The sequence below is a fragment of the Bartonella sp. AA56HLJMS genome, assembly GCF_042197145.1.
Classification (GTDB): Bacteria; Pseudomonadota; Alphaproteobacteria; order Rhizobiales; family Rhizobiaceae; genus Bartonella.
Genome location: NZ_JBHIRL010000002.1, coordinates 97308 through 116575, shown reverse-complemented (window position 1 = coordinate 116575; position 19268 = coordinate 97308). Strand labels below are relative to the sequence as shown.

The window sequence follows — 19268 nt, the reverse complement described above, 5'->3', positions numbered from 1 at the left end:
GATTATTGTATATACTCCTTTATCCGCTATTAAATTTTTTTATTTGAGAAAGAGGCATAAATGGCCCGCGTAACGGTAGAAGATTGTATTGATAAAGTTGACAACCGCTTTGAATTGGTACTTTTAGCAGGTCATCGGGCGCGTCAGATTTCACAAGGAGCGCAGATTACGGTTGATCGTGATAATGATAAAAATCCAGTTGTTGCTTTGCGTGAAATAGCAGAAGAAACATTGTCGCCTGCTGATTTAAAGGAAGACCTTATTCATTCGTTGCAAAAGCATGTGGAAGTAGATGAGCCAGAAATGGCAAGTGAATTTATTACCCATTCAGGTGAAGCTGAAAGTGTTTTTAATACGTCGTCGCAAGAAGAAGGTACTTCATTTGATCATATGTCAGAAGAAGAGCTTTTAGCGGGTATTGAAGGTTTGGTTGTTCCAGAAAAAAGTGACGATTATTAATTGCAGCAATTTATGTTACAGGAGTAAAGATACCTTGTCATGTAAGGAGCAATTATTTTTCTTGTCTTTTATTGATAGGACATGTTCAATAAAGATTAGAGGTGTGAAAAGATAAAGGATATGCTCGTATGATGCGTCAGTGTGAGCTTGTTGGACGTGTTCAACGTTACAAGTCTGACGTAGATGAGGCTCTTTTAAACAGGGCCTATGATTATGCAATGAAAAAGCATGCACATCAAAAGCGTGCATCAGGTGATCTTTATTTTTCTCATCCTTTAGAAGTTGCTGCTATTTTGACAGATATGCGGTTGGACGAGGCAACGATTGCTGTTGCTCTTTTGCATGATACAATTGAAGATACAAGCGCTACACGAGCAGAAATTGATCAGCTTTTTGGTTCTGAAATTGGGAAGTTGGTTGAAGGGCTTACAAAGCTTAATAAGCTTGATCTTGTATCAAAGAAAGCCGTACAAGCAGAAAATCTTCGTAAACTTCTTATTGCTATTTCTGATGATGTTCGTGTTCTTTTAGTCAAACTTGCTGATCGTCTTCATAATATGCGTACCCTTGGTGTTATGCGTGATGATAAACGTCGGCGAATTGCTGAAGAGACGATGGATATCTATGCGCCACTTGCAGGTCGTATGGGTATGCAGGATATGCGTGAGGAATTAGAGGATCTCTCTTTCTTTTATTTAAATCCAGAAGGTTATCGTACGATTACCAATCGACTTTCTGAATTATTGAAACACAACCGTGATTTGCTTTCCACAATTGAAAATGAATTGACAAAACTTTTTTTGGAAAATGGCATTAAAGCAGATGTTAAAAGCCGTCAGAAAAAATCTTATTCAGTTTTTCGCAAAATGGAAAGTAAAGCATTATCTTTTGAACAATTATCGGATATTTTTGGATTTCGTGTGATTGTTGAGTCCGTGAATGATTGTTATCGTGCTCTTGGTGTCATTCATACGACATGGCCAATGGTTCCTGGTCGTTTTAAAGATTATATCTCTATACCAAAGCAAAATGATTATCGTTCTATTCATACAACAATTGTTGGTCCTTCAAGACAACGTGTTGAGTTGCAAATTAGAACGGCTGCTATGGATGAAGTTGCTGAATATGGGGTTGCTGCTCATTCCATATATAAAGAGCACGGTTCCAATTATTCGACTGTGAAGTTATCAAGTGAAACGAATGCCTATGCATGGTTGCGTCAAACGATACAATCTTTGTCTGATGGAGATAATCCAGAAGAGTTTTTAGAACATACAAAACTTGAGCTTTTTCAAGACCAAGTTTTTTGTTTTACGCCGAAAGGTCGATTAATTGCTTTTCCTAAAGGAGCTACGCCTATTGATTTTGCTTATGCCGTCCATACAGACATCGGTGATTCTTGTGTTGGTGTAAAAATCAATGGTCGTATTATGCCTTTAATGACCAAATTAAAAAATGGTGATGAGGTTGATATTATTCGCTCACACGCTCAAATTCCGCCAGCAGCATGGGAATTTCTTGTTGTCACGGGTAAAGCACGTTCAGCTATTCGACGAGCAAGTCGTGCAGCGGTACGTAAACAATATTCGGGTTTAGGATATCGTATTCTCGAGCGTTCATTTGAATATATGGGAAAGCAATTTTCAAAAGACCTTTTGAAGAAAGTTTTGCCACGTTTAGCACGTAAAGATGTAGAGGATGTATTGGCTGCTGTTGGGCGTGGAGAGCTGTTTTCCGCTGATGTGATTAAAGCGGTTTATCCTGATTATCAAGATCACCGTGTGGTACAAAAGTCATCTTTTAAGCCTGGGGAAGAAGGTTGGTTTAATATTGAAAATGCTCAAGGTATGATTTTTAAAGTTCCAGAAAATGAAAAGAATGCAATGGTCGAGAATCATCAATCTAAAGCCTTGCCTATTAGAGGAACCCGTGGAGATATACCCGTACGTTTTTCACCGGAAGGAGCAGTACCTGGAGATCGGATTGTTGGTATTATGCAGCCAGGAGCTGGGATCGTTATTTATCCAATACAGTCTTCAGCTTTGATGGCGTATGATGATCAGCCAGAACGATGGATTGATGTCCGCTGGGATATTGATGCCCAAATGAATGAACGTTTTCCTGCACGGATGGATATTTTAGTTGTAAATAGTCCAGGTTCTCTGGCTGAAATTACACAAATAATTTCTGCTAACGATGCCAATATCCAAAATTTATCTTTTATCCGTACAGCACCAGATTTTACAGAAATTATGATTGATTTGGAAGTGTGGGATTTAAAACATTTGAATCGTATTTTTTCTCAGTTAAAAAAGGCAGGTTCAGTAAGTACAGTACGGCGGGTTCATGGATAAAAAGAAAGATTTTGCAATGAAGACACAAGATGTCATTGATATTTTTAAACAAGCAGATGCTATTCTAGAAGGGCATTTTATTTTAACATCGGGGCGCCATAGTGCGACTTATATGCAAAAAGCGAAAGTATTCATGCATGCTGACTTGACGGAAAAGTTATGTCGTGGATTGGCTGAAAAAATCAAAAAATCTATCGAGGGAAAAATTGACTATGTTGTTGGTCCCGCAATTGGCGGTCTTATTCCTTCCTATGAAACTTCACGTCACCTTGGTGTTCCTTCTCTTTGGGTAGAGCGTGTAAATGGCATCTTTGAATTGCGTCGTTTTGAAATCAAGAAGGGGGCACGGATTGTTATTGTTGAAGATATTGTAACAACGGGTCTTTCCATTCGTGAGACTGTTGAAGCGCTTGTTGCAGCAGGAGCAGAGGTATTGGCTAGTGCATGTATCCTTGATCGTTCTGGTGGTAAGGTCAATGTTGGAGTTCCATTGATTGCGCTTGCTGAATACGAGATAACCTCTTATGCTAGTGATGCACTTCCTGCAGAGCTTTCTGTTCTTCCCGCGATTAAACCAGGCAGTCGAAATATTTAATTGTCGTTATATTTTTTTTGTGCAAAAGCTTAAAAAGATTAATTTGGATGATATAGATTATTTCATCATCAAAAGATGTATATTGAGAGTCATATGCTTTTTCGTCGTCGAGAACCAATAGATTTTGTAACGCGTATTCGACTTTGGTTATGGCCACGTCGTTCATTTTCTCGCTCATTTTGCTACATACATAAACGTATTTTGCGTATATCAGCAACACCGCATGAAGTAGCATTAGGGGTTGCTGTTGGCGTTTTTTTAGCTTGTTCACCTTTCTTTGGGCTGCATATTATTTTGGCAATATTTTTTTCTTGGCTTTTGCGTGCAAACTTTGCTGCCGCAATCATTGGGACAATTTTTTCTAATCCACTCACATTTTTATTGATTGTCATGGCTGATTATAAAGTAGGGTATTTTTGTTTATCACTTTTTAGCGATGTCAAAGAGATTTCTCTTTCGCAAATTCGTGCTCTATTTAATGGTTTGACATTGTCAAATCTCTCTCTCCTCTTTAAAGGCGCATGGGACACAATTATGAGTCCTATGATTTTAGGGGGAACTCTTTTAGGTATTGTTTTTGGTGGTTTATCTTATATAGGTGTTTACAGAGCAACGGTTCGTTTTAAACAAAAGCGATACCAAAAGATTATAAAAAAAAGGCGTTTAAAGAAGCGCTCATCGCCTGTATTAAAACAGAAATGAATTTAAGAAAGATCGGGTAATATCTTATGATTATTGGTCTTGGAAATGATCTGGTTGATATACGACGTATTGAGAAAATGTTGGTTCGTTATGGTGAGCATTTTATCGAACGTATTTTTACGGATATTGAAAGAAATAGATCTGAAAATCTCAAAAAAAGCTCCTCTTCTTATGCAAAAAGATTTGCTGCTAAAGAAGCATGTGCTAAAGCCTTAGGAACGGGAATCGCTTGTGGTATCAATTGGAAAGACATGGGGGTAGTTAATTTGCCGTCTGGTAAACCAATAATGCAATTAACAAATCGTGCGCAAATACAACTTCAAAAGTTATTACCTCCTCATCATGATGCAGTTATTCATCTTAGTATAACAGATGATTTTCCTTGGGCGCAGGCATTTATTATTATCGAAGCACTTCCACGTGGATAGATGGCATGAGAGATTGTGCTTTTGTTATTTGAATATTATGATGAAAAAAATTATATCTGTGATGAGAAGGCAGTTGGTGATGATCCAAAAAGATAAAGTGCATAAAAAAGAAAAAAAAGGTGGGCTTCGTGAATTTATTTCTGTTTTAATACAGGCTTTGCTTTTAGCAGCGTTTATTCGGACACTTTTTTTCCAGCCGTTTAGTATTCCTTCCGGTTCAATGCGTCCTACTTTGTTGGTGGGAGATTATCTGTTTGTTTCTAAGTATGCATATGGGTATTCTCGTTTTTCCATCCCTTTTTCTCCTCCTCTTTTTTCTGGACGGATTTGGGCATCTCAACCTCAACGTGGAGATGTGGTCGTTTTTCGCTTACCAAGTAATCCGAAGATTGATTATATAAAACGCGTTGTTGGGCTACCAGGTGATCGTATACAAGTCCGTCAAAGTGTCCTTTATATTAATGATGAGGCTGTTTCACGTCACTTTATGGGGGAGATTGATAATTCTGATATAACAGAGGTTAACTATCCTGTTGAGGTTTATCGCGAGACAATGCCTAACGGTGTCAGTTATGATACACTTGATTTAGCTTTCATCCCGAAAGTTGATGATACAGAAGTCTTTGAAGTTCCTCAAGGACATTACTTTATGATGGGAGATAACCGCGACAATTCAGATGATAGTCGTTTAGATGTAGGCTATGTTCCAGAAGAAAATCTTATTGGTCGCGCGAGCGTGATTTTCTTTTCTATCAGTAATGGTTCAAGTGCTTGGCAGATTTGGCGCTGGCCATTTGATGTGCGTTGGAAACGTTTGTTTTCTTTCATAAATACGGTTCATGATTTGCCGCTTATCAAGCAAGGAAGCAACGATGAAACGTCTCATGATTGATCAGCTTTTCAAGCTGACGGGGCATCGTTTTAAAGATGAAGAGAGGTTAAAGAAGGCATTAACACACTCGAGTGTACAAGATTCGGAACAGGGGAATTATGAACGACTAGAGTTTCTAGGGGATCGGGTTTTAGGGCTTTTGATTGCAGAGATGCTGTATCAACTTTTTCCTCAGGCAAGTGAAGGTGAATTATCAGTTCGTTTAAATCATCTGGTCAATGCACAGACATGTGCTGATATTGCGCGTGAAATGAGGCTTCCTGATATGATCCGTGTTGGTTTTGAGATGAAAAATTTTGAGGGACGTCGACTTATCAACATGCATGCAGATGTCGTGGAAGCTTTGATTGCAGTAATATATCTCGATGGAGGATTGGAAAGCGTTCGCCCTTTTATTCAAAAATATTGGCAAAGTCGGGCAAAGAAAATGGATGCTGGTCGACGTGATGCCAAGACAGAATTACAGGAATGGGCGCATATCCAAGGCAATGCACAACCACATTATCAGGTTATAAAACGTTCAGGTCCAGATCACGATCCTGTTTTTATGGTAGAGGTCAGTATTTCTGGGTTTGCTTCAGAGATTGGGCAGGGAAGCTCCAAAAGATATGCTGAAAGAATGGCAGCTGAAAAAATTTTGCGACGAGAGGGTGTATGGAAAACAGTAGGAAAAAATGATCATGAGTGACGTTATGAAAACGCGTTCTGGGTTTGTTGTGCTTATTGGGATGCCTAATGCCGGTAAATCGACATTGGTTAATCAATTGGTTGGAACAAAGGTTTCAATTGTAACACATAAGGTACAAACAACACGAACTTTAATCCGCGGTATTGTCATTCATGATGATGTGCAAATTGTGTTGGTCGATACACCGGGTGTTTTTCGTCCCCATAAGCGCTTAGAACGAGCCATGGTCTCTGCTGCTTGGGGAGGGGCTAAGAGCGCTGATGTTCTACTCGTTTTAATTGACGCTCAAAGTGGTCTTTCGGATGAAGTTGATATGATGTTAGATATTGTAAACAATATGAAACAAGAAAAAGTTCTTGTTCTTAATAAGGTTGATACAGTTGTTAAATCATCTCTTCTAGCGTTAACCACTAAAATAAATGAACGTGTAAAGTTTGCGCAAACATTTATGATTTCTGCTCTAAACGGTTCTGGTTGCAAGGATTTACTTCATGCGTTGAGTAACATGATGCAGGAAGGGCCATGGTATTATCCGGAAGATCAAATTTCTGATATGCCTATGCGTCATCTTGCTGCTGAAATTACGCGTGAAAAACTTTTTCTTCGTCTTCATGATGAACTTCCTTATTCCTCAACGGTTGAAACAGAAAACTGGGAAGAGCGTTCAGATGGTTCCGTTAAAATTAATCAAGTTATTTATGTCGAGCGTGAGAGTCAGAAAAAAATTGTCTTAGGAGCAAAAGGCGATACAATTAAAGCGATTGGTCAAGCAGCACGTAAAGAACTCATGGAAATTATGGATCAAAAGGTTCATCTTTTTCTCTTTGTGAAAGTGCGCGATAATTGGGATACTGATCCAGAACGTTATCGCGAAATGGGATTGGATTTTTTAAAATAAGATTTTTAAAAATAATTAAAGTAAAATGAAGTGGAAAGAACAAGCCGTTATTCTTGGTACACGCCAATATGGTGAAACAAGTGTTATTCTTGAGATTATGACACGTGAACATGGTCGTTATATGGGAGTGGTAAAAGGGGGGCGGTCGCGTCGTATGGCAGCTCTTCTTCAACCTGGAAATTTTGTGGAGGCTGAATGGTGGGCTCGTTTAGACGAACATTTGGGACTTTTTCGGCTTGAAGCTCTTGATTTACATGCGGCACGATTAATCTGTCTACCAGAAGCACTTTATGCTTTGCAATTGATAGCTTTTCATTTGCGGCTTCTTCCCGAACGTGATCCGCACCCCATTTTATATGATATTTTACACCTTTTTATGCAGAATTTTGATGAACCATTTGTAAATGCAGAATTGCTTGTACGTTTTGAAATGCTGCTTCTTGAAGAACTTGGTTTTGGTCTTGATTTATCTTGTTGTGCTGCAACAGGTCGTCAGGAAAGGCTTCATTACGTATCACCAAAATCTGGTCGGGCTGTCTGTGAAGAAGCAGGAGAACCTTGGAAAAAAAAGCTTCTCATTCTACCACAGTTTCTTGTACAAAGAACGACTCGTCCTGCTGATTTTAGTGATATAATAAATGGTTTTATACTGACGGGTTTTTTTCTTATGCGTCATGTCTGGGAGCCACGAGATATAAAGCAGCCGTCAGTGCGCATGAATTTGATACAATTGTTTGAGCGCCAATTTGGTGTACAGGCATTAATTTGTTGATCTGATGATAATTGAATGGGAAAATGAGAATTTTAAAGACAATTGCTGAAGTTCGCCAATATACTTCAGAGGAACGACGTTTCGGTTTTTCGATTGGTTTTGTTCCAACAATGGGGGCATTGCATGATGGTCATCTTGCATTAGTACAGTATGCAAGAGCAATGTGTGATCGCGTAGTGGTTTCTATTTTTGTCAATCCAAAGCAATTTGGACCTCATGAAGATTTTTCTCAATATCCAAGAGATTTGAAAGGCGATTGTGCTTTGTTAAAAGAAGCAGGTGTTGAATGTGTTTTTGCTCCTTCTGTCGATGAAATGTGGCCACTAGGAAATGATACAATTGTGCAAGTGAAAAAATTATCACGTATTTTGATGGGAAAATTACGTCCGGGGCACTTTTGTGGTGTAACAAGCGTTGTTGCTAAACTTTTTAACATTGTCCAAGCAGATAAGGCTTTTTTTGGGGAAAAAGATTTTCAACAAATTTTAATTATTCGGCGTATGGTTGAAGATTTGGCTTTTCCTATTGAAATCGTTGGAGTTCCTATTCTACGGGAGTCAGATGGTGTAGCTTGTTCTTCACGCAATCAGCTTTTAACATTAGAAGATCGTAAAGCTGCCAAAATTATTCCTGAAAGTGGAAAAGCTGCTGAAAAGCTTTATCATGAAGGTGAACGGTCGGTTGATAAATTATGCAAAACTGTTCGTGATATTTTACAACAAGAAACGCGTGCAATCATTGAAGCGATAGATTTACGGGATATGGAAACTTTATGCGTGGTTAAAGGAACATTGAATAAACCGGCGGTTTTACTCCTTACTGTCCGCTTTGGTGAGGTAAGGCTGATTGATCAATATATATTGCAAGAGAAGGGTGGAAAATGAGTGTACATAAAACCGTAAAGCGTATAACATCTTCCGAAATACGTGCACGAAAGGGACAACAGCCAATTGTTTCTTTAACAGCTTATCAAGCTTATACTGCGCGGATTGCTGATCCATATTGCGATATCCTTTTGGTTGGTGATAGCGTTGGGATGGTTGTGTATGGGTTTGAGACAACGCTTCCTGTTAATTTAGATATGATGATTTTACACGGGAAAGCCGTGGTGCGTGGATCTCAAAAAGCTCTTGTTGTTATTGATATGCCTTTTGGATCTTATGAGGAAAGTCCAGAACAAGCTTTTTTAAATGCATCGCGCATTCTTGCACAAACGGGGTGTGGTGCAGTTAAGCTTGAAGGTGGCGTTTATATAGCCCAAACAATAGATTTTTTGTGTAAACGTGGCATTCCAGTGATGGGGCACATTGGTCTTACACCCCAAGCAATGAATCGTTTTGGTGGTTTTAAAACACAAGGACGCAAGGAGAATGATTGGCAAAGAATTGAAGCAGATGGAGCAGCGATTGAAGAGGCAGGTGCTTTTGCTGTTGTTTTAGAAGCAATGGTTGAACCTTTAGCGGTGAAACTGACAGATAAGCTTTCTATCCCTACGATCGGTATAGGGGCGTCCAATCAATGTGATGGGCAAGTATTGGTTATGGAAGATATGTTGGGCTATGGTTCTCATGTGCCAAAATTTGTACGCCGTTATGGAGACTTTGAACAAGCGATGGAAACTGCAATAAAGAATTATGCAGAGGATGTCACATCTCGCGCTTTCCCAGCAGATAATGAAGTTTATAAACTAAAATAAACTTCAGTTTAAGATGAAAGGTTTGACAAGAGAACATTTTTTATTTTGATAATGAATGTGCATTATTTAATATATTTTGTATGCAATTTGAACTGTGCTTTTTTCCATTTCTTTAATGAAGTCACGCCTCTCATGCAAAACAGAACGCCATTGGGTCGCTAATTCACGTGCTTTTTTTAAGAAAGCTTTCTTAAGGTACCCAACCTATTTCGCGACGGCGTTCGTGAATAGTATAGTGGTAAGTCCCTTATAAAGTTTATAAAATTTATAGAGTACTCCCGTCTTTACGCTTCATAAGAGAGCAAGCCGGCATCATCACACACTTTGCCAATTTTCAATGCTGCGACAGCGCTTAGCACTTGAGATGGTTCATAAGAAGCATTTTAACTCTTTCTTTAAAAAATTTTACCCACACGCCAGACCCGTTTGTGGTGTGCAAGAGAATGATTTTGATTGATCCAATATAAACAGATTTGAAATGAGTGAAGCTTACGATATTAGGAGCTCTCATTCAAAATGAAAAAACAATGAATTATTATTATAAGTCAGTGTGATGAGTCTGTAATGACAAGGAATCAACAATGCGAAGGGGCTATAATCTTTGGACATCCAAGTCATTAAAGCGCGTTAAAAATGCGTTTTCAATGTGTTGGGTAGAATAGGGGGATAAATTCAGATCATCGGGTAAAATATTATTGGGAGAGCCAAAATAGTGAAGGGCTTCTTCTGTATTAAATCCAGCAAGCGTAATCGCTTCATAATAGGCAGCGATACGGTCGGCTTGTTTAATTTTTTTTAAAAGTTTTTGAGAAAGATCAACGGGAAGAGAAAAGCGCATGTGGATAGCATCTTGGATGCGCTTTTCAACGCGTTCATATTGTTTTCCTATGACAGCTTTAAAAGGGGAAATCATATCGCCGATGACATATTCTGGAGCATCATGAAGAAGGGCATAAAGACATTCATTGCTTCCCGATTGTGGAAAAAGTTTTTGAAATATTTGTTCAACCAAAAGAGAGTGTTGTGCAACAGAATAGGCGTGTTCTCCTCGTGTTTGACCGTTCCAACGTGCTACACGAGCAAGTCCATGGGCAATATCTTCAATTTCAACATCAAAAGGAGAAGGGTTGAGAAGATCAAGTCGCCTTCCAGAAAGCATTCTTTGCCAAGCGCGGGCTTCTCCATTTTTTAATAATTCAGCTTTAGCCATGAGTGTTTTCTATAGTATTTTCAGGAAAGGTAAAATTCATATTTTCAGCAATGCTTATAGTGACAGGAATGTTTTTTACAGTAAAGGGGATGTTATGATCCATAGCATCTTTGACGTGGTCAATACGCATTAAAGCAAGAGCCTCATTTTCTACACATGTTCCCAAGTAGCCAAGCACTTTTGTTCCTGCTTCAATGCTAGATTGAGGGGTTAATTTACACTGGCCTTTTACAATAAAAATACGGCGACGTGCTGCACGGCGGTGGTGCATTCGTGAAACAATTTCTTGTCCAATATAACATCCTTTATTGAATGCAAGTCCATTTATTTGATCGTAATTAATATCATGAGGAAAGACTTTGCCAATTTCATAGTCTTGATCACTTTCCGCAATTGCATAACGGATACGCAATTGATTCCATGTGTCATGATATTCTGAAGTTAAAAAAGGTTTTTTGCCATAGATTCGTATTATTTTTTCTTTTTGTGGGAAGCGTTTATCAACAAAACTTGAATCAAAATTTAAAGCATCTGATTCATTTTTCCAAGAAACTGTAACAAGTTCTTGTAATGGTTGTGTAATTTCTATTTTTTTACGCAGTTTATAAAGCAACAGACGCTTGTGGAGTATATCAGCTAAAGGCATGATAATATCAATCAGATAACCATCTTCTTTTTTGCCAATAAGAAAATCAGCAAGAACCTTTCCTTGAGGGGATAAGAGAGCTCCAGGGAAAATTTCTTGCGGGCTGATTTTTTTTACATCTGTCGTGATCAGGGATTGCAGAAAATCTGTTGCTTCTTCGCCTGTAATTTGAATAATTGCGCGATTTTTTAAGCAAATGGCATTTTGTTTTTCAATCATGGTTCTTGCCTTTCTGCTCAAAGTTACATAATCGATAAGAGAGGAATATGTAAGGAGCGTGGCTATGTTTAAAACATTTGATACAATTTTTAAAGGTGCAACACTTGTGAATCATGATGGAAGAAGCAAGCGCGATATTGGTGTTACAAATGGCCGTATTGCTGAAATTGGCGACCTTACATGTGCATCGGCAGGTGAGGTGATTGATTGTACGGGGCTTCATATTTTACCGGGAATTATTGATAGCCAAGTACATTTTCGCGAGCCAGGTAATGAATATAAGGAGGATTTGGAAAGTGGCTCGTATTCTGCTGTGTTAGGGGGGGTTACAGCAGTTTTTGAAATGCCTAATACCAATCCATTGACAACATCAGAAGCTACATTAAGCGATAAGGTTAAACGCGCATTTCATCGAATGCATTGTGATTTTGCATTTTGGGTTGGAGGAACGCGTGAAAATGCTCATGAATTGTCTGAATTAGAAAGACTTCCTGGTGCAGCTGGAATTAAAGTCTTTATGGGGTCTTCTACGGGTGATCTTTTGGTCGATGATGATGAAAGTGTACGCCTTATTTTGAAGAATATACGCCGTCGTGCGGCTTTTCATTCTGAAGATGAGGCGAGGCTCAAAGAGCGTAAAATATTGCGTATTGAAGGGGATGCATCGTCACATCCGATTTGGCGTGATGAAGTTGCGGCATTAAAATGTACGCAGCGTTTGGTAAAAATTGCTCATGAGACGAAGGCTCGGATTCATGTGTTACATCTTTCGACAGAAGAAGAAATTGATTTTCTAAAAAAACATAAGGATGTTGCAACAATTGAAGTGACACAACATCATTTGACGCTCACGGCTGATGATTATAAGAAGTTTGGTACATTAATTCAGATGAATCCGCCTATTCGTGAGCCGCGCCACCGTGACGCTCTTTGGTACGGTGTTCAACAAGGAATTATTGATGTCTTAGGTTCAGATCATGCGCCTCATACTCTTGAAGAAAAGCTTCAACCTTATCCCTCTTCACCTTCAGGTATGACAGGCGTGCAAACAACAGCAGCAATTATGTTGACACATGTGAATGCAGGAAAAATATCTCTTGAACGTTTTGTTGATCTCACTTCACATGGCCCTAGTCGTATTTTTGGTATAAGTTGTAAAGGGCGCATTGCTGTTGGGTTTGATGCTGATTTAACCATTGTTGATCTTAAGCGAGAAGAAATTATTACGAATAGCTTAATTGGTTCGCGTACCGGTTGGACACCTTATGATGGTCAAAAAGTTAAAGGTTGGCCTGTTGGGACCATTATCCGTGGTATGCGTGTGATGTGGGAAGGTGAAATTGTTACTTCTTCACAAGGAGAGCCTGTTAAATTTATAGAAACTTTGGTGTAAATAGATTAAAATTATAAGCATGCCGTAAAATACCATCTTTTAGAGCGGTGATATAAGGCGTGCTAGCTCCCTTGGCACATAAGTATTTTTTTAAGTGTATGGTGAATATTTTTAGACTTGTTTGTCAAGCCTTTAGTACTTTTAGTTTAAGTAATAACATGGGTGAGAAGCCAAGAAGAATCTGTTCAACAAGAACCCAGCCTATTGATAAACAAGCTCTGAGGGGGCAGGAAGCCAAAGAACGATTTTGTTCAGGGGAAAGATGCTCACAAGAATAAAAACGTGTCGAGGAATTATTTTTCAAAAACTTCTCTATTTTCAGAGTAGATTTACAGCTCCCCTCATTTGTGAGAGAACATGGTTTATATTGCTGAAATTGAAGAAGATACTTTTTGTATAGATTAATTATTTATAATGCATGAGGAGGTTTTCGGATAAAGTTCTTCCTTCCTCAACGTATCTTTGATTGGCTTCAATTGCTGCTTGTGTACAATGATGATAATTTTCTGAGAAAGCACGATACGCTTCATTAAACGCTTCATAAAAATAAGCACGTCTTTGTGGGATAGGCTTTTCTGCTTCAATCAATGCGTTCATGTAGTCATACCATTGGTTTGTTGGAGTCTCGCAAAGATTTTGAAGAGAATGCAGAGATCCCAAAATTTCCGCTAGTCGGAGTAATTTTTTCTCATAAGGTGGAGATTGTTGCGCAAAGGTTGGCATTGAACTTACAATGAATATTAAAATAATGATGTTCATCAATCTATTACGCATTATTGTTATTGTTTTCCTTGGAATAAAACTCTGTACAAATAAAATAATTGTGTCATGAAAACGATGTCAAAAAATAGGGTTAATTGTTACATTATTCTCACTTACTTATAAAATATAGGGCGTAAGAGACAGTAAGGAAACCATAATGAAATATTGAAAATACTGACGGAGTTTTTTGTAGTGAAAAATTTAAGATTTGCTTCCTGCAATCTATTTTTCACATAAATTTATAGTGTAACACCTATAGAATTTTTTAAAGCTCGTTTTCTTCAAGGAGAGAAAAAATCTCTATCTACAGAATGTTTTTGTCTAATCAAATAAAATAGATTGTTTTTACGATCAATGATGGATACAGCCGTGAATACAATGGGAAAATGATAAGAAAAATTTACTATAAGATAAAAGTTCTAGCCTAAACCGCATAATGCGATAATTTGAGGTAAGATACATTTAAAAAGAGCGGTGCGTGGTATCGTTCATGGAGCCAATGATGAAAGAGTTGCGATTTTATAATACGCTAACACGTAAAAAAGAAAATTTTACACCAATAGATGCGACAAGAGTACGTCTTTATGTTTGTGGACCGACAGTTTATGATTATGCACATATAGGAAATGCACGCCCTGTCATTGTTTTTGATATTTTATTTCGTTTATTGCGTCATGTTTATGGCAATGAGCATGTTCTATATGCACGTAATATTACAGATGTTGATGATAAAATTAATGCACGAGCAGCTTGCGAATATCCAAACTTGTCACTGAATGACGCTATTCGTCAATTAACAGAACGTACATATTCTCAGTTTCAACAAGATACAATAGCACTTGGTTGTCTATTGCCAACCAGTCAGCCGCGCGCAACCGAGCATTTAGAGGAGATGCGCTCTTTAATTGAAAGGTTGCTTGAAAAGGGGCACGCTTATAAAGCGGAAAATCATATATTATTTTCTGTAAGTAGTATAAAAAATCCTCCCCATTATGGGGCATTTGCAAATCGTTCTTTAGATGAAATGAGGGCGGGGGCACGTATTGATGTTGCTGCTTATAAAAGGGAAGAGATGGATTTTGTTTTATGGAAGCCTTCTGAGGAAGGAGAACCAGGTTGGAAATCACCGGGCGGAATTCCTGTTTTAGGTCGTCCAGGTTGGCATATTGAATGTTCTGCAATGTCAATGGCAAAGTTATTAGCGCCCTATGGTGGTGGTTTAACTTGTGATGATCCGACCGCCAATATTTTTGATATCCATGGTGGTGGACTTGATTTAATTTTTCCTCATCATGAAAATGAGATTGCACAAAGTTGTTCAGCTTTTGGGACGGAGCGAATGGCTAATTTTTGGATGCATAACGGCTTTTTACAAGTTGAAGGTAAAAAGATGTCGAAAAGCTTTGGCAATTTCATAACTATTCGTTCTGTTTTAGAGAATAATTTTTTGGAGTTTAATGGTATTTTATCCGATGAAATGAAGCAAAATTGGGCTGGTTTGTCTGCGCGTTTTTCGATGTTGCAAACACATTATCGTGAACCATTAAATTGGACAGCACAGCGTTTAATACAATCGAGCAGCGAACTGTATCGTTGGTATGAATTGCTTCGCAGCAAAAAGAGTGAGATGAAAAACAATGAAGTAGTTGATGATACTTTGATAGATGCACTTAGTGATGATCTTAATACTCCAAAAGCACTGACTCTTTTGCGAAAATTTTATAAAGAAGGAAATGCTTTGGCTCTTCTGAATGGGATGAATTTATTAGGACTGTTAAGACAAGAATGGATTAAAGAAATAGATTGCCCATTATTTATGAGAAAAACTTTCATTGATACAAAATTTATTGATCAGCGCATTGCCGAAAGACTAAGACTTATCCATAATAAAGAGTGGGAAGCTGCGGATACAATTCGTGATGAGCTTGCAGCCGAGGGGGTTCTTTTAAAAGACAGTAAGGATCCGCAGAGTGGTGAGCGCATAACTGTGTGGGAAATAAAGCGACACTAAAGCGCACTAATGTCTCTATTCCAGCAGCTCCATAAAAAAGGAGAATATGATGGAATTTTTATATCATTATGGATATATCGCGCTTAAACTAGCTGTAGGTCTTGTTGCCTTCTTATTTATTTTAAGAACGACGGGGCGGGGTAGTCTTAGTCAGATGACACCAGTTGATTTGGTCAGTAATTTTGTCATGGGAGGTATTATTGGAGGCGTTATTTATAATCAGAATATTAGTAGCCTTCAATTATTGCTTGTTTTATTCATCTGGCAAACCTTGATTACATCTTTTAATTTTTTTGCACGCTATTCAGTTTTTTTTCGTCGTCTTATTGCAGGGCGGAATGTCACATTAGTTTTAGATGGAGTTTTCCAAATGGATAAGATTAAGAACTTAGGGATCAATATTAATGATCTCATTACGATGTTACGTCTTAAAGGGTGTCACTTACATGAAGCTGCTTTTGTTCGTTTGGAAATCAATGGTGATTGCACTGTCATTAAAAAGGAAGAGGGAAAGAAATCGACGATTTTAATAGAAAATGGTGAAGTTATTGATGATGGACTTAAAGAGATTGGTAAAACAAAAAAATGGCTTCAGGCAGAATTGAAAAAAAAACATGTAAAAGTTGAAAATTTATTTGCAGCAGAGTGGTATGAAAATACAGATCAAAATAATAAATTGTATAGTGGATTATTTCTTGTTCCCTTTTCAAAAACAGTCTAACTTCAAAAAACGGGTAGGTATAGCTTATTGGAAGCCGTAATGAAGAGATGAATCTATAAATAACCACAGAGGGTATTTTGCCTGTTTGTGCGGATGATAGAGAAGTAAGGACTTTATGAAACGCAATGAAATGACAAAAACTGTATCATCAGATACAGGGAAGACTCTGCACACACTTTACAATTTATGGCCCTATATGTGGCCGGTAGGGCGGCGTGATCTAAAAATGCGTGTGCTATGGGCAATATTTTATCTTGTTTTGGCTAAGCTCGTTCTCATATCTGTACCGTATTTATTTAAATATTCTACGAATGTGCTTGATTCAAGCTTTCAGCTACCTGAATGGTTCCCATCCAGTTGGATTATTCCCATCATGCTTGTTTTGGCATACAATGTCGCGCGTATTATGCAGGCTGGATTAAATCAATTACGCGATTCCCTGTTTGCCACTGTTGGTCAATACGCTGTTCGTCAATTAGCTTATAAAACCTTTGTACATATGCATGAGTTATCCTTGCGATTTCATTTGGAACGCCGAACAGGTGGGCTTTCTCGTGTGATTGAGCGTGGAACAAAAGGAATCGAAGCGATCGTAAGATTTTCAATTCTTAGTACAGTACCAACAGTTTTAGAATTTATATTAACGGCACTGGTATTTTATATAAGTTATGGGTGGCATTATCTTCTCATTGTTGTTGTAACGGTTGGATTATATATTTTGTTTACCATTAAGGCGAGTGATTGGCGTATTCGTATTCGGCAAAAAATGAATACAGCGGATACTGAGGCGAATACTCGCGCTGTTGATTCTCTTTTGAATTTTGAAACGGTCAAATATTTCGGTAATGAAACTCTAGAAGCCGATCGATTTGATGCTTCTATGGTAGGTTATGAAAAAGCCGCAACAAAGATTTGGACATCTTTAAGCTGGCTTAATTTTGGTCAGACTCTTATCTTTGGTATTGGAATGACGATCATGATGCTGATGTCAGCTTATGAAGTTTTTTATAAGACACAAACTTTAGGAGATTTTGTTTTTATTAATGCGCTTTTAATGCAACTTTCCATTCCACTAAATTTTATTGGTTCAATGTATCGTGATATTCGACAAGGTTTAACGGATATTGAAGCAATGTTTGATCTTTTAGATGTTCAGAAAGAGATCGTTGATAAATCGGATGCTAAACCGTTAGAGATAAGCGATGGGACCATTTGTTTTCATCAGGTAAAGTTTTCCTATGATTCGAGACGTCAGATTCTCAGAGATATTGATTTTGAAGTTCCTGGAGGAAAAACAGTCGCTATTGTCGGTCCATCGGGTGCCGGTAAATCTACTATTTCTCGGTTGCTTTTTCGGTTTTATGATGTTGATGCAGGATCTATCACAATTGATGGGCAGGATATTCGTGACGTAACACAAAAGAGTTTGCGTGAAGCGATTGGCATGGTCCCACAAGATACGGTGTTATTTAATGATACAATTGCCTATAATATTTGCTATGGGCGTCCAAGTGCTACAGATGAAGAGATGCGCAAAGCTGCTGAAATGGCACAAATATCAAAATTTATTGAAATTTTACCGGAAGGTTTTCAGTCTATGGTAGGAGAGCGAGGTCTCAAATTATCAGGTGGTGAAAAACAACGCGTGGCTATTGCACGGACACTTTTAAAAGCTCCTCCACTTCTTATTCTAGATGAAGCAACGGCGGCTCTTGATACGGCGACGGAACAGGAAATTCAACAAGCATTGGATATTGTAAGCCGTGGACGTACAACATTGATTATTGCGCACCGTCTTTCTACTGTTATCAATGCGGATGAAATTTTAGTTCTTAAAAGTGGTCGTATTATTGAAAATGGGACGCATACAGAGCTTTTACGCAAGAAAGGTCTTTATGCTTCAATGTGGAATAAGCAGCTTGAAGCATCGCAAGCGGAAGAAAAATTACGTAAAATGCGTGAAGAAGATGAGACGAGTGTTGTTAATCGTAAAAAATAAATAGAGCAAAATGTAATCTATATCTTTATATGGAGTGATTGATTAAATACATAAAAAGACACAAGAGGAACAAAAAGCTTTGTTGCTTGTTTAAGTTTACGATGAATAGGAAATTATATGAGTATTCTGCAATCTTTCCATAATAGCTTTGTACCGGTTCATAAAGAAGGTTATCCTTTTATTGTAGCGTTTTTTGTTATTTCGCTCATTCTTGGTTGGATATGGAGTCCGTTGTTTTGGTTTGGTCTCGTTCTCACGGTGTGGTGTGTATACTTTTTCCGTGATCCAGATCGTGTGATCCCTTTGAATTCAAATTGGGTTATGTCGCCTGCAGATGGGCGTATTTCATTTGTGGAATCATGTGTTCCACCTGAAGAATTAGGATTAGGGAAAGATGAAATGATTCGTATTTCCATTTTTATGGATGTTTTTTCATGCCATATTAATCGTATTCCTATCAGTGGTACAGTAGAGTCTATCGTTTATCATCCAGGTCGATTTACCAATGCTGACTTTGATAAAGCTAGTCAGTTTAATGAGCGTAATGGGGTGGTAATTGATAGCAAACATGGTAAAATTGGTGTCGTACAAATAGCGGGAATGGTTGCACGCCGGATTGTTTGCTGGTCAAAAGAAAACGATGCCGTTATGACTGGTGAGCGATTTGGATTGATTCGTTTTGGTTCTCGCCTTGATGTTTATATACCAACTGAAATGAAATTGCGTGTTGCAGTTGGACAGACAGCAATTGCTGGAGAAACAGTTTTGGGTTCTTTTGATGATAAGAGTGCCACAACGGGCTTCAGATACGATTAGGATTCAC

The 19268-nt window shown here is 38.2% G+C and carries 19 protein-coding genes and 1 pseudogene; 16 read left to right on the top strand and 4 right to left on the bottom strand.

Annotation, left to right across the window (positions count from 1 at the left end; translation table 11 throughout):
- The first annotated feature begins 60 nt into the window (after positions 1–60).
- The 11 genes from rpoZ (at position 61) to panB (ending at position 9484) form a co-directional block, all read left to right on the top strand.
- Entirely contained in the window at positions 61–459 is a 399-nt protein-coding gene (gene rpoZ, locus ACFINI_RS01900) for a DNA-directed RNA polymerase subunit omega (RefSeq protein ID WP_273791104.1), read from the top strand.
- Between the two features lie 128 nt (positions 460–587).
- Positions 588–2813, top strand: coding sequence for a RelA/SpoT family protein (locus ACFINI_RS01895; protein WP_375645484.1), 2226 nt, complete (start codon positions 588–590; stop codon positions 2811–2813).
- A 16-nt stretch (positions 2814–2829) separates the two neighbouring features.
- Complete coding sequence (gene pyrE, locus ACFINI_RS01890; protein WP_375620810.1) at positions 2830–3408, top strand: orotate phosphoribosyltransferase; 579 nt, start codon at positions 2830–2832, stop codon at positions 3406–3408.
- 93 nt (positions 3409–3501) lie between these two features.
- Positions 3502–4110 (top strand): DUF2062 domain-containing protein, encoded by a 609-nt coding sequence (locus ACFINI_RS01885; protein ID WP_375610146.1) that lies wholly within the window; start codon positions 3502–3504, stop codon positions 4108–4110.
- Positions 4111–4136: 26 nt separating this feature from the next.
- Positions 4137–4538 (top strand): holo-ACP synthase, encoded by a 402-nt coding sequence (acpS, locus tag ACFINI_RS01880; RefSeq protein WP_375620717.1) that lies wholly within the window; start codon positions 4137–4139, stop codon positions 4536–4538.
- A 79-nt stretch (positions 4539–4617) separates the two neighbouring features.
- Positions 4618–5430, top strand: a complete 813-nt coding sequence (gene lepB, locus ACFINI_RS01875; RefSeq protein ID WP_375620718.1) for a signal peptidase I — start codon at positions 4618–4620, stop codon at positions 5428–5430.
- Positions 5411–6118, top strand: a complete 708-nt coding sequence (gene rnc / locus ACFINI_RS01870) for a ribonuclease III (RefSeq protein ID WP_375612949.1) — start codon at positions 5411–5413, stop codon at positions 6116–6118. The genes lepB and rnc overlap by 20 nt, the downstream gene beginning before the upstream one ends.
- Positions 6111–7016: a GTPase Era gene (era, locus tag ACFINI_RS01865; RefSeq protein ID WP_012754937.1), complete on the top strand. Its 906-nt coding sequence runs from the start codon at positions 6111–6113 to the stop codon at positions 7014–7016. The genes rnc and era overlap by 8 nt, the downstream gene beginning before the upstream one ends.
- A 25-nt stretch (positions 7017–7041) precedes the next feature.
- Complete coding sequence (gene recO, locus ACFINI_RS01860; RefSeq protein WP_375620720.1) at positions 7042–7788, top strand: DNA repair protein RecO; 747 nt, start codon at positions 7042–7044, stop codon at positions 7786–7788.
- 23 nt (positions 7789–7811) lie between these two features.
- Positions 7812–8672, top strand: coding sequence for a pantoate--beta-alanine ligase (gene panC / locus ACFINI_RS01855; protein WP_375645483.1), 861 nt, complete (start codon positions 7812–7814; stop codon positions 8670–8672).
- Complete coding sequence (gene panB / locus ACFINI_RS01850) at positions 8669–9484, top strand: 3-methyl-2-oxobutanoate hydroxymethyltransferase (RefSeq protein WP_375645482.1); 816 nt, start codon at positions 8669–8671, stop codon at positions 9482–9484. The genes panC and panB overlap by 4 nt, the downstream gene beginning before the upstream one ends.
- A gap of 99 nt (positions 9485–9583) precedes the next feature.
- Here the strand turns inward: panB and ACFINI_RS01845 are convergent.
- The 3 genes and pseudogenes from ACFINI_RS01845 to ACFINI_RS01835 all read right to left on the bottom strand — a co-directional run.
- Positions 9584–9725, bottom strand: a pseudogene (locus ACFINI_RS01845) (integrase); the annotation flags it as partial.
- Between the two features lie 351 nt (positions 9726–10076).
- Positions 10077–10694 carry a YfbR-like 5'-deoxynucleotidase gene (locus ACFINI_RS01840; protein WP_375610152.1) on the bottom strand — a complete coding sequence of 206 codons (618 nt, stop codon included), beginning with the start codon at positions 10692–10694 and terminating at the stop codon, positions 10077–10079.
- On the bottom strand, positions 10687–11559 hold the full coding sequence (locus ACFINI_RS01835) for a YgfZ/GcvT domain-containing protein (protein WP_375645481.1): 873 nt from the start codon (positions 11557–11559) through the stop codon (positions 10687–10689). Before ACFINI_RS01835 ends, ACFINI_RS01840 begins: the two co-directional genes overlap by 8 nt.
- A gap of 64 nt (positions 11560–11623) precedes the next feature.
- Between ACFINI_RS01835 and ACFINI_RS01830 the strand changes: the two genes are divergently transcribed.
- Complete coding sequence (locus ACFINI_RS01830) at positions 11624–12952, top strand: dihydroorotase (protein WP_375645480.1); 1329 nt, start codon at positions 11624–11626, stop codon at positions 12950–12952.
- Positions 12953–13357: 405 nt separating this feature from the next.
- Here ACFINI_RS01830 and ACFINI_RS01825 read toward each other — a convergent pair whose 3' ends face one another.
- Complete coding sequence (locus tag ACFINI_RS01825) at positions 13358–13726, bottom strand: TIGR02301 family protein (RefSeq protein WP_375606299.1); 369 nt, start codon at positions 13724–13726, stop codon at positions 13358–13360.
- Positions 13727–14216: 490 nt separating this feature from the next.
- Between ACFINI_RS01825 and cysS the strand changes: the two genes are divergently transcribed.
- The 4 genes from cysS to ACFINI_RS01805 all read left to right on the top strand — a co-directional run bounded on the left by cysS (position 14217) and on the right by ACFINI_RS01805 (position 19261).
- A complete protein-coding gene (gene cysS / locus ACFINI_RS01820; RefSeq protein ID WP_375645541.1) occupies positions 14217–15725 on the top strand; it encodes a cysteine--tRNA ligase in 1509 nt (502 codons plus the stop codon).
- Positions 15726–15774: 49 nt separating this feature from the next.
- Positions 15775–16446, top strand: coding sequence for a DUF421 domain-containing protein (locus ACFINI_RS01815; RefSeq protein ID WP_375645479.1), 672 nt, complete (start codon positions 15775–15777; stop codon positions 16444–16446).
- A gap of 115 nt (positions 16447–16561) precedes the next feature.
- The gene (locus tag ACFINI_RS01810) at positions 16562–18445 is read left to right on the top strand and encodes an ABCB family ABC transporter ATP-binding protein/permease (protein ID WP_375620728.1); all 1884 of its coding nucleotides are present in this window, start codon (positions 16562–16564) and stop codon (positions 18443–18445) included.
- Between the two features lie 117 nt (positions 18446–18562).
- Positions 18563–19261 carry a phosphatidylserine decarboxylase gene (locus tag ACFINI_RS01805; protein WP_375611224.1) on the top strand — a complete coding sequence of 233 codons (699 nt, stop codon included), beginning with the start codon at positions 18563–18565 and terminating at the stop codon, positions 19259–19261.
- Positions 19262–19268 lie beyond the last annotated feature (7 nt).